General features: G+C 70.5%; 14 protein-coding genes. All 14 read left to right on the top strand.

Translation table 11 applies throughout. The features are described from left to right. Positions 1-99 precede the first annotated feature (99 nt). Complete coding sequence (locus H8R17_RS42880; protein WP_187828600.1) at positions 100-369, top strand: hypothetical protein; 270 nt, start codon at positions 100-102, stop codon at positions 367-369. Further along, the gene (locus tag H8R17_RS42875; protein WP_187828599.1) at positions 366-653 is read left to right on the top strand and encodes a hypothetical protein; all 288 of its coding nucleotides are present in this window, start codon (positions 366-368) and stop codon (positions 651-653) included. The genes H8R17_RS42880 and H8R17_RS42875 overlap by 4 nt, the downstream gene beginning before the upstream one ends. A gap of 123 nt (positions 654-776) precedes the next feature. After that, complete coding sequence (locus H8R17_RS42870; protein ID WP_187828598.1) at positions 777-1,685, top strand: hypothetical protein; 909 nt, start codon at positions 777-779, stop codon at positions 1,683-1,685. Positions 1,686-1,778: 93 nt separating this feature from the next. Beyond that, a complete protein-coding gene (locus H8R17_RS42865; RefSeq protein ID WP_316959719.1) occupies positions 1,779-2,450 on the top strand; it encodes a GP88 family protein in 672 nt (223 codons plus the stop codon). A gap of 65 nt (positions 2,451-2,515) precedes the next feature. Then, positions 2,516-3,250, top strand: coding sequence for a hypothetical protein (locus H8R17_RS42860; RefSeq protein ID WP_187828597.1), 735 nt, complete (start codon positions 2,516-2,518; stop codon positions 3,248-3,250). A 24-nt stretch (positions 3,251-3,274) separates the two neighbouring features. Beyond that, positions 3,275-3,946: a ParB/Srx family N-terminal domain-containing protein gene (locus H8R17_RS42855; RefSeq protein WP_187828596.1), complete on the top strand. Its 672-nt coding sequence runs from the start codon at positions 3,275-3,277 to the stop codon at positions 3,944-3,946. Beyond that, the gene (locus tag H8R17_RS42850) at positions 3,943-4,875 is read left to right on the top strand and encodes a hypothetical protein (protein ID WP_187828595.1); all 933 of its coding nucleotides are present in this window, start codon (positions 3,943-3,945) and stop codon (positions 4,873-4,875) included. Before H8R17_RS42855 ends, H8R17_RS42850 begins: the two co-directional genes overlap by 4 nt. Then, positions 4,872-5,801 carry a hypothetical protein gene (locus H8R17_RS42845; RefSeq protein ID WP_187828594.1) on the top strand — a complete coding sequence of 310 codons (930 nt, stop codon included), beginning with the start codon at positions 4,872-4,874 and terminating at the stop codon, positions 5,799-5,801. The genes H8R17_RS42850 and H8R17_RS42845 overlap by 4 nt, the downstream gene beginning before the upstream one ends. Next, entirely contained in the window at positions 5,798-6,223 is a 426-nt protein-coding gene (locus H8R17_RS42840; RefSeq protein WP_187828593.1) for a hypothetical protein, read from the top strand. The genes H8R17_RS42845 and H8R17_RS42840 overlap by 4 nt, the downstream gene beginning before the upstream one ends. Positions 6,224-6,234: 11 nt before the next feature. Further along, the gene (locus tag H8R17_RS42835; RefSeq protein WP_187828592.1) at positions 6,235-6,681 is read left to right on the top strand and encodes a 6-carboxytetrahydropterin synthase; all 447 of its coding nucleotides are present in this window, start codon (positions 6,235-6,237) and stop codon (positions 6,679-6,681) included. 134 nt (positions 6,682-6,815) lie between these two features. Further along, positions 6,816-8,369, top strand: coding sequence for a 7-carboxy-7-deazaguanine synthase QueE (locus H8R17_RS48215; RefSeq protein ID WP_262505973.1), 1,554 nt, complete (start codon positions 6,816-6,818; stop codon positions 8,367-8,369). 3 nt (positions 8,370-8,372) lie between these two features. Continuing rightward, positions 8,373-8,993, top strand: a complete 621-nt coding sequence (gene folE, locus H8R17_RS42825; protein WP_187828591.1) for a GTP cyclohydrolase I — start codon at positions 8,373-8,375, stop codon at positions 8,991-8,993. A gap of 49 nt (positions 8,994-9,042) precedes the next feature. Then, positions 9,043-9,468: a hypothetical protein gene (locus H8R17_RS42820; RefSeq protein WP_187828590.1), complete on the top strand. Its 426-nt coding sequence runs from the start codon at positions 9,043-9,045 to the stop codon at positions 9,466-9,468. Further along, a complete protein-coding gene (locus H8R17_RS42815) occupies positions 9,455-10,006 on the top strand; it encodes a hypothetical protein (protein WP_187828589.1) in 552 nt (183 codons plus the stop codon). The genes H8R17_RS42820 and H8R17_RS42815 overlap by 14 nt, the downstream gene beginning before the upstream one ends. Positions 10,007-10,076 lie beyond the last annotated feature (70 nt).

The following is a 10,076-nucleotide window of genomic DNA, read 5'->3' as shown; positions in this document are numbered from 1 at the left end:
ACAGCACAACCTCGACAGCACGCGGACCCCGATGCGACATGAAAACAGCCTACAGACTTACGACTGCAATTTCAGGCGCAGGACACTAAGGACCCGGCCATGACCCGCACCGCGCACCCGCTCCCTGTCGGCACGGCCGTCCACCACATCGGGCAGATATGGGCCCGTCGCCTGCCCGGCGGCACTGCCGTGATCCGCGAGGTACAGGGCCCCTACCACGATGGGGCGTATGAGTACCTGCTGGACGGCACCCGCGACTTCTCCGCCCGCCCCGGGCCGGACAACCCGATGAACGAGCCGAGACAGTGGGCCTCCTACGCCACCATCCCTGCCCCGGCCACCCTCACCGACAAGGACCCGACGCCGTGACGCTCGTCCTCGCCACCGTGTGCGACACCACCGAATGCCTGGCCCTGCACATCGGACTGCCCGGCGCCGACGACGCTTTCGAACGGGCCGCCGCTGAACGAGCCGGTTGGGACCTCACCCGCCCCGACGGCCCCCACTACTGCCCGGCCTGCCGCACCGGCCGGGGGCCCGTGGTGGAACTGGGGGAGTGCCCCCGCTGCCACGGGTCAACGGAGGCCCTCCGAGACGGCGAGCGGTGCCACGGGTGCGGTCACCTCACCCCGTACCCGCCCGGCATCAACTGACCAACCACCCCGAGGGCCCGCCCGGCACAGCCGCGGCGGGCCTACCCCGTCCCGGCGTCCTCTTATGCTCACCGTGACTGCTGGTTATGGGCCGAGTCTCGAACGCACCCCCTTGGGCGAGACATGGCACCCACCGAAACCGGCGTCACCCACCTCGGCACCGAGACGCTCCCCCTCCACGAGCTCACCCCGTATCCGGGCAACGCCCGCCGCGGCGACGTGCCCACCATCCTGGAAAGCCTCTGCCGCAACGGCCAATACCGCTCCCTCGTGGTCCGCGACGAGGGCGACGGGCGCCTCGTCGTCCTCGCCGGGAACCACACGTTGCAGGCCCTGGCCGCCCACGGCCCCGGCCCCTGCGGGCTCACCGTCAAAGTGGGGGAGGAGGAACGCCCCTGCGCCGTCTGCCACGGCGAGCCCTGGGAGCCGTCCGCCCGCTGTGAGCTGATCACGTGCGACGACGACACCGCCCGCCGCATCGTCCTGGTGGACAACAGAAGCCACGAGGAAGGCACGTACGACGAGCAGGCCCTCGTGGAGCTCCTCGCCGGCCTGGACGAAGACCTGACCGGCACCGGCTACTCCGACGCCGACCTTGAGGGCCTGCTGTCCGTACTGGAGGACACCGAGGAGGAGGGCCTGGAGGAGGCTTACGAGGAGCCCGCCCCCCGCTCGCGCCCCGAAACGCAGCAGGCCCCCGCCGAGGCCCCTGCCGCCGCTGCGCCCTCCACCACCTCGCCACAGGCCCCGAACGTCCAGCAGCTCCCCGCCGAGGGCGCCGCCACCCCCGCCCCGGCCGCACCGGCGCCGCCCGGCCACGTGCAGATGCTGCTCACCTACACCCCCGAGGACCGCGACGAGGCCGCCCGCCTCGTGGACGCCGTCCGGGAGCTGCTGCCGGATGCCTCCACCTCGGACATCGTGCTGCGCGCCCTGCGCACCCTCGTGGCCGTCCTGGACTCCAAGCACGCCCCGGACGCGGTGGTCACGGTGGCCGCCCTCATCAAGGCCGCGGGAGCCGACCGGCCATGACCGTCACCCTGCTGGACCCCCCGGCCCGCCGCCTCCGGTACTGGCGTCCCGAGACGCTGCTGACGCAGAACAGCGAACTGCGGGACGCAGGGCATATGGAACTGGACCCTGCCCGCGCTCGCCACCCGCCTGCCGGACGGGCGCACCGTCAAGACCTGCCCCGCGGCCGGGGTCTGCGCTCTGGCCTGCTATGCCCGAAACGGCACGTACAACTTCCCCGGCGTCATCAAGCGCCACCAGCAGAACCTCGCCTATGTGCTGGACGACCTGCCCGGCTGGCAACGCCAGATGTGCGCCGAGCTCGCTCACCCGCGCCACCAGGGCGGATGGGTCCGCGTACATGACGCCGGAGACTTCTTCAGCGACCACTACTTGTCCGCCTGGCTTCGCATCATGCACTTCCGGCCCGGCGTGAACTTCTACTGCTACACCAAGGAAGTCACCCGGTTCCGGCGCCTCGTGGAGCCCGCCCCGCCCCGCAACTTCCGGTGGGTGTACAGCTACGGCGGCACGGAGGACCACCTGCTTGACCCGGCCCGGGACCGCGTGGCCGACGTGTTCCCGGATGAGGCAGCCATCCGCTCCGCAGGCTGGCACAACCAGGACGCCTCAGACCTCCTCGCCGTCCTCGGCCCGGCCCCCGTCGGCATCCCCTCCAACAACATCCCGCAGTTCCGGCGCCGCATGAAGGGGCGCACCTTCCGGGAGTGGCAGCAGGAGCAGGACGCCCGCCGCGCCGCCCGCCGCACCGCTGCACAGTCTTGACGTGCGGCGATAATGCACACGCCGCTGGTTTTGGGCCGGGCTCGATCACATCCCCTGGACGAGCCATGCCCACAGAGACCGGCGTCCGGCACCTCGGCACCCAGCAGCTGCCGCTCCACACGCTGACCCCGTACCCGGGCAACGCACGCCACGGGGACGTGCCCGCGATCCTCGCGAGCCTGTGCCGCAACGGCCAATACCGCTCCCTCGTGGTCCGCGACGAGGGAGACGGGCGCCTCGTCGTCCTGGCCGGCAACCACACCATGCAGGCCCTGGCCGCCCACGGCCCCGGCCCCTGCCGGCTCACCACCGCAGAGCAGGAGCAGCCGTGCGCCGTCTGCCACGGCCAGGAGTGGGAGCCGTCCGCGCGCTGTGAGCTGATCCGGTGCGATGAGGACACCGCCCGCCGCATCGTCCTCGCGGACAACCGCACCGCGGAGCGAGGCGGCTGGGACACCGATGCCCTCGTGGAGCTGCTGTCACTGCTGGATGAGGACTACGTCGGCACCGGCTATGACCCGGCCGACGTCGAGCGGCTCATCGCCCCACCGCCCCCGATCGAGGAACTCGCCGACACCTACCGGCGCGAGCCGCAGGACCGCGAGTACGGCGAGGCAGGCGGAGGAGACGGCCCCGGCGACGCCGAAGACGAGTTCTGGCCCGTCCTCAAGTTCCGCGTCCCGCCGGAGGTCCGTGACGACTTCTACGGGCTCACCCTCCACTGCCCCAACCCCAACGACGACGCCGAGCGCTTCCGCTGCCTGCTGGACCGCGCCCGTACCGCCGACCCCCAGCCGTAGCCCACCACCCCTGAGGGAACACCCATGTCTCACGCCACCCACCTGCGGACCGCGTTCCTGTCGCTCGAGGAACTCACCCCGTTCCCGGGCAACGCCAAACGGGGAGACGTCGACGCCATCCTCGCCAGCCTGCGCCGCAACGGCCAATACCGCTCCCTCGTCGTCCGCGAGGAGGCAGGCGGGCGCCTCGTCGTCCTGGCCGGCAACCACACCATGCAGGCCATCGCCAAGCACGGCCCCGGGGACTGCGGCACGTCCGGCTGCGGCGTGTGCAACAACGAACCGTCCTGGGAGCCCGGCGCCCGCTGCGAGATCCTCACCTGCGACGACCAGACCGCCACGGCGATCAACGTTGCCGACAACCGCACCGCGGACAAGGGGGCATACGACTACGACGCGCTCTCCGAGCTGCTGGCCTCCCTGGATGACCTGGACGGCACCGGCTACACCGACCAGGACCTGGAGGACATCACCAACCTCCTCGCGGCCCCGCCGGATGAGGTCCAGGAGCTCACCGAGAAGCACGGCGAGCCCAACGAGGACGTGTTCCGCCCGCAGATCAAGGTCACCGTGGATGCCGGCCTGTTCGACCGGTGGCGCCGCGCTCTGGATGCCCACCCCGGCAAGGACGATGAGGCCAAGCTGTACGGGCTCATGGACGAGGTGGAGCACCACCGGGGGGCCGTCGCCTCGTGACCGTCACCTTCTCCGGCCTGGACCAGCCGTATAAGCCGCTGTGCTCCTACGCCTACTTCCACGACCGCAACATGGACAGATTCATGTCCGAGGTGCCCGTGCAGACCATGCTGTTCGGGGACTCCGGCGCGCACTCCGCGCGCACCCTCGGCCTGCACCTGACGCTGGAGGACTACGCGGCGTGGTGCCACCGCTGGGACCATCACCTCACCCTGTACGCCAACTTGGACGTCATCGGCGCCCCGCAAGCCACCTGGGACAACCAGAAACGCCTTGAAACCGAGCACGGCCTCACCCCCATCCCCGTGTTCCACACCGGGGACCCGTGGGAGTGGCTGGAGCGGTACATCGACGACGGGTACACGTACATCGCTCTCGGCAAGCTCCTGGGCAACCCCATCCCGGAGGTGCTGCCCTGGCTCGCGAAAGCCTTCAAGATCGCCGACGGCCGCGCGGTCTTCCACGGCTTCGGCATGACCGTGTGGCGGGCCCTGCGGGAGTTCCCGTTCTACTCCGTGGACTCCTCCACCTGGACCAGCAGCTTCCGGTTCGGCGTGGTCAAGCTGTTCGACCCGGCCCGCGGCCGGTTCGTGAAGTTCACGATGCGCGACAAGGCCCAGCTGCTGGAGCACCGTGACCTGCTGCGCGCCCACCATGCCGACCCGATGCACTTCGCCACCAGGGCCACCTACAGCCGCACCGCGGCCACCGTCCTGGCCGCCATCGCCTGGCGCCGCGCGGAGGAGTACCTACGCGACCGCCACGGCCCCCAGACCATCCCGCCGAGCCCCCGGGACCCGGTGGCACGCAACGGCCGCCCCCCGGCCCCTGCCGGCCTGCACCTGTACCTCGCGGAGCCCACCACCACCAACACCGTGCGCGCGGCTGTCGGCGTCCACCAGGCACGCCAGAGGGAGACGGCAGCATGACCGTCCACACCGGCCTGGACCAGCCATTCAAAGCCCTGTGCTCATACGCGTTCTGGCGCACCGTGGACATGCGCGACTTCACCACCAACCTTCCCACCCCCACCTCATGGGTGTTCGGGGACTCCGGCGCGCACTCCGCCCGCACCCTCGGCCTGCACCTCACGCTGGAGGACTACGCGGCGTGGTGCCACAAGTGGGACCGGCAACTCACCCTGTACGCCAACCTCGACGTCATCGGCGGCCCGCAAGCCACCTGGGACAACCAGAAACGCCTTGAGCGCGAGCACGGCCTCACCCCCCTGCCCGTCTTCCACACCGGCGACCCGTGGGAGTGGCTGGAGCGCTACATCGACGACGGCTACACCTACATCGCCCTCGGCAAACTCCTCGGCAACCCCGTGCAGGAGGTCCTGCCGTGGATCGCGAAAGCCTTCAAGATCGCCGACGGCCGCGCGGTCTTCCACGGCTTCGGCATGACCGTGTGGCGCGCCCTGCGGGACTTCCCGTTCTACAGCGTGGACTCCTCCACCTGGGGCAGCGGCTTCCGCTTCGGGGACCTGCTGCTGTTCGACACCGACCGCGGCACGTGGGTCAAGTTCAAGCTCCGCGACAAGCAGGCCCTGCTCCAGCACCGGGACCTGCTGCGCGCCCACTACGCCGACCCGGCCTCCTTCGCGTCCCGCGCCAACTACACCCCGACGGCGGCCTGCGCGGTCGCCGGCATCGCGTGGCGCCGGGCGGAGGAGTACCTACGCCGCCGCCACGGCCCCATCCACCTGCCCCCGAGCCCCCGCAACCCCATCACCCGTAACGGCGCCCCGGCACCGCCCGGCCTGCACCTGTACCTCGCCGAGGGCAGCGCCACCAACCTCAACCGCGCCGCCGCAGGCGTCCACAACGCACGACAGGAGAACACCCGCCCATGAGCGCCCCCACCCCGGACACGACCGGCCTCATCCGCACCGTCACCGTCGGCCCCCTGCCCATCTTCTTCACCAACGTCAACCGGCCCATGGGCTTGCGCGCCCACTCCCACACCGGCTCCGTCACCGTCGTCTACGACACCGTCGGCCGCCACGGCTACCCGTCCTTCGAGGACACGAACGCGGCCCTCCTGCGGCGTATCCACGAGCTCACCCGCCGCCCCTTCAAGGACGCCACCAACGAAGACGTCGCGGACCGGCTGTGGGCCCACCTGGACGGCTACGTGGCCCCGGAATGGGAGCCGTGGGGCGGCCAGTACCGGCTTCGGGCCATCCACCTGGACGTGATCGGCGTACCGGACGAGATCGGCCACGACAACGGCACCACCCGCTACACCGTCGCCATCCCCTACACCCCCTGCTGAGGAGCACCCCCATGCGCGCCGTGACAGTCCGGCACAATTTCGAGACCGCCCACCGCCTGCCCCACCTGCCCGGCAAGTGCGTATCCCTGCACGGCCACTCCTGGTGGACAGAGGTCACCGTCGAGGCCGCCGACCTTGACCCGTCCGGGCTCGTCGTGGAGTTCGGCCCCTTCAAGCGGGAGCTGCGCGGCTGGATAGACGCCAACCTCGACCACGGCGTCATGCTCTGCCCGGATGACCCCCTCGTCCCCGTACTGCGCGCCAACGCGTGCAAGGTCTACGAGGTGGACGGCTGCCCCACCGTGGAGAACGTGGCCGCCCTCATCGCGGCCACCGCCGCCGAGGCCCTGGACCGCCTCGTGCGCGCCCCCGGCGCCTACGTGTCCCGCGTCCACGTGCAGGAGACCCACGTCAACGCCGCCACCTGGACCGCCGACCCCACCGAGGCCGCGGCATGAACGAGCCCACCCTCATCGTCTCCGAGACGTTCAGCCGCACCGTCCAGGGGGAGGGGCCCTCCACCGGGCGCCGCGCCTCCTTCTGCCGCCTCGGCGCCTGCAACCTCAGTTGTCACTGGTGTACGGTACCCGGTATGTTGATCTTGCGACAGGACTTCACCTGGACCCCCGTTGAGCTGCTGAAAGTCGGCGATGTCGTGCTCGGGCGCACCGCCCCGGAGAGCGGAAAGCACGGGGCGTTGGCGCCGTCCACGGTCACCCACATCGAGCGTCGCCAGGCGCCGCTCATCCAAGTGAACGGCAACCTCGTGTGCTCCGCGGACACCCGGGCCTGGACGTCCAAGAACCGCGCCGTCCGGTCCGGCTGGCGGGAGTTCACCCGAGCCGAGGGGCTCAACTGCACGTTCCTCGCCGAGCCTCAGAAGCGGGACCAAGCTGCGTACGAGCGTGGCTACGTATCCGGCCTCGCCGACGGGGACGGATCGTTCTGGACGTTGCGCAAGGGCAACGGCGAGTACCGGCGCTTCCGCCTCGCCCTCAACGAGCAGCCCCTCCTCGACCGCGCCCGCGAGTACGCGGCCCGCGCGGGCTTCACCCTGCGTCCCGGCACCCACAGCCGCACCGGTTTCACCGGGCACGGCACCATGTCCGCCCTCTGGCTTACAGAGAAAGCCGCCGCCGAACGGTTCGAGCAGTGGGTGGAGGAGGACCTGGACAACGAGTCATGGGCCTGGGGCTACCTCGCCGGGATGTTCGACGCCGAGGGCAGCGTCAGCAGCGGCACTATCGTCCGTATCACCCAGTACCAGACCAGCGATGACGGCCGCCGCGTCTACGAGCGCACCTACAACGCTGCCGTACGCCTCGGCTTCGACGTGGCCCGGGAGCCCAAGGGCATCCGCCTACGCACCCGGGGCGGGGACCTATGGCGCTTCCTGGTCGGCGCCACCCCGGCAAAGCCTCAGTCCCTCGCTTCCATGATCGGCCGCGCCCCCAACAACGCGCGTGAGGTGCTGGCCGTGGAGGACGCCGGGCACGGGGAGGTCGTGGCGCTCACCACGAGCACCGGCAACTACATCGCGGAGGGCTGGCTCGTCCACAACTGCGACACCCCGTACACGTGGGATGCCTCCCGGTTCGACCTGCGCAAGGAACTCACCCGCCGCCCGGTGGAGGACCTCGTGCCCGAGCTGCTGGACGGCGACCCGGAGGTGGTGGTCATCACCGGCGGGGAGCCGCTCCTCCAGCAGAAGAAACCCGGCTGGCAGCTGCTCCTGGACCGCCTCACCGCGGCCGGTGTGGACATCGAGGTGGAGACCAACGGCACCATCCCGCCCACCCCGTACACCGCGGCCACCGTGACCCGCTTCAACGTGTCCCCGAAACTCGCCCACGCTGGCGACCCGGAGCACAAGCGCATCAACGGCAAGGCCCTCGCCGTCCTGCGCTGGACGGGCCGGGCCTCCTTCAAGTTCGTGTGCGCCACCGAGGCCCACGTGCAGGAGGTGGCCCGCCTGTGCGACCTGTACGGCATCCCGCCCCGCCTCGTGTGGGCCATGTCGGAGGGCACCACCCCGCAGGCCGTCACCGAGCACCTCGCCACCATCGCCGACCCTGCCATAGCGGCGGGCTTCAACCTGACCACCCGCCTGCACGTGTTGGCGTGGGGCGACGAAAGGGGCCGTTGAGCCATGACCACCACCGACGAGCAGACCATCCCGGCCCCGGCCTACCCCGGCGACCCCCTCCCGGGCGCCCTGGCTCTCCAGCAAGGCGTCCGCGCGTGGCTCACCGCCCGCGGCCTGGACCCGGACCACCCGGAGGTCATCGACACCCCGGCCCGCGTGCTGCGCGCCCTCAACGAGATGACCGCCGGATACGACGAGGACCCGGCCGTCCACCTCGCCCGCGTCTTCCCTGTCGACCACCCGGGAACCCCGATCATGGTCACCGGCGTGCCGTTCACGTCCCTCTGTGCCCATCACATGCTGCCGTTCACGGGCACCGCCGACATCGCCTACCAGCCACCCCCCGGCGGGGCCGTCGCCGGCCTGTCCAAGCTCCCCCGGGTCCTGGACGTATACGCCCGGCGCCTCCAGACACAGGAGCAGCTCACCCGGCAAGTCACCGATGCCCTGGACGAGCACCTGGCTCCCCTCGGCTCCGCCTGCATCATCCGCTCCGAACACGGCTGCCTCGCCCACCGAGGCGCCCGAAAGCCCGGCTCCGTGATGGTCACCGCCTCCTACACCGGCGTATTCGACCGCGACCGGCATGCCCGGGAGGAACTCCACCGCCTCATGACCACCTAACCCGAGGTAGTTGAAACCCGAAACAAGGACACGGAATACGGAGAAACCCATGCCCGCCTCACCCCGGCAACGCCTCAGTGCCGCGGAACGCCGAAAGCAAGCCCTCCAGGCCTTCCTCGCCGGCATGGACTTGCGCACCATCGCGCAACAGGTGGGCTATGCCGACGCGAGCGCAGCGAAGAAGGCCATCGACAGAGCCATCCAGGAGAGCATCGCCCGGGAGGAGGCCGACATCGATGAGCTGCGCCAACTGGAGGTGCTGCGCTATGACCGCCTTCAGGCCGCATGGTGGTCCGCGGCGATCGGGAAGGACCGCAGCCACCACGCGGCCCGCATCGTGCTGGAGTGCATCCGCGGCCGGTCCCGCCTGACCGGCGTGGAGGCACCGCGCCGCATCAACCTGGACGCGCAGAAGCTCGGGGACGAGATCCTCGCCCTCATGGAGGAGATGCGGGCCGAGGATGACGACGGCTGAGGACATCGAGCAGCAGATCGCTGCCCTGGTCCTGTCCGGGGACGTGGACACGCTGCGGGAGCTGCGGGACCGGTTGCAGGCTCGGCGTACCCGCAGGAACGCGCACCGGGTGACCCGGTACATGTACGACCCTGTCGGGTGGGCGAGGGACTGCATCCGGTGGGAGGAGGATGAGGGGCTCACCGCCTACCAGCAGGACATCGTGGGGGCGCTGCCCAGGGAGCGGCGCGTGGCCGTACGCGGCCCGCACGGTCTGGGCAAGACGGGCCTGGCCTCCATCACGGTGCTGTGGTTCGCCTCCACGAGGGAGGCCGCCGGTATCGACTGGAAGGTCATCATGACCGCCTCCGCGTGGAGGCACCTCTCCGTCTACCTGCTGCCGGAGATCCACAAGTGGGCGAAACGCATCCGGTGGGAGGTGCTGGGCCGCCCGCCGTACAGCGAGCGCACGGAGCTGCTGGCGCTCATGCTCAAGCTCGCCCACGGCGCGGCCTCGGCGGTCGCGTCCAACAAGGCCGAGCTGATACGGCAGCTGTAGATAGCCCTGCCTGTGCTCATCGCGGCTGGTCAGCGGTTTGAGGGGGGTGGGTGCGGGGCACGAGGACGGC

The sequence above is a fragment of the Streptomyces sp. TRM68367 genome (genome assembly GCF_014495685.1).
Lineage (GTDB): Bacteria > Actinomycetota > Actinomycetes > Streptomycetales > Streptomycetaceae > Streptomyces.
Note: the sequence above shows the minus strand (reverse complement) of the source record. Positions and strands in the feature narration are given on the sequence as shown.

Excerpts from the sequence above, each read along its gene's own strand:
- H8R17_RS48215 (WP_262505973.1), top strand. The coding sequence starts at position 6,816 with ATGTTGATCTTGCGACAGGACTTCACCTGGACCCCCGTTGAGCTGCTG.
- H8R17_RS42860 (WP_187828597.1), top strand. The coding sequence starts at position 2,516 with ATGCCCACAGAGACCGGCGTCCGGCACCTCGGCACCCAGCAGCTGCCG.
- H8R17_RS42835 (WP_187828592.1), top strand. The coding sequence starts at position 6,235 with ATGCGCGCCGTGACAGTCCGGCACAATTTCGAGACCGCCCACCGCCTG.
- H8R17_RS42880 (WP_187828600.1), top strand. The coding sequence starts at position 100 with ATGACCCGCACCGCGCACCCGCTCCCTGTCGGCACGGCCGTCCACCAC.
- H8R17_RS42815 (WP_187828589.1), top strand. The coding sequence starts at position 9,455 with ATGACGACGGCTGAGGACATCGAGCAGCAGATCGCTGCCCTGGTCCTG.
- H8R17_RS42855 (WP_187828596.1), top strand. The coding sequence starts at position 3,275 with ATGTCTCACGCCACCCACCTGCGGACCGCGTTCCTGTCGCTCGAGGAA.
- H8R17_RS42870 (WP_187828598.1), top strand. The coding sequence starts at position 777 with ATGGCACCCACCGAAACCGGCGTCACCCACCTCGGCACCGAGACGCTC.
- H8R17_RS42840 (WP_187828593.1), top strand. The coding sequence starts at position 5,798 with ATGAGCGCCCCCACCCCGGACACGACCGGCCTCATCCGCACCGTCACC.
- folE (WP_187828591.1), top strand. The coding sequence starts at position 8,373 with ATGACCACCACCGACGAGCAGACCATCCCGGCCCCGGCCTACCCCGGC.
- H8R17_RS42845 (WP_187828594.1), top strand. The coding sequence starts at position 4,872 with ATGACCGTCCACACCGGCCTGGACCAGCCATTCAAAGCCCTGTGCTCA.
- H8R17_RS42820 (WP_187828590.1), top strand. The coding sequence starts at position 9,043 with ATGCCCGCCTCACCCCGGCAACGCCTCAGTGCCGCGGAACGCCGAAAG.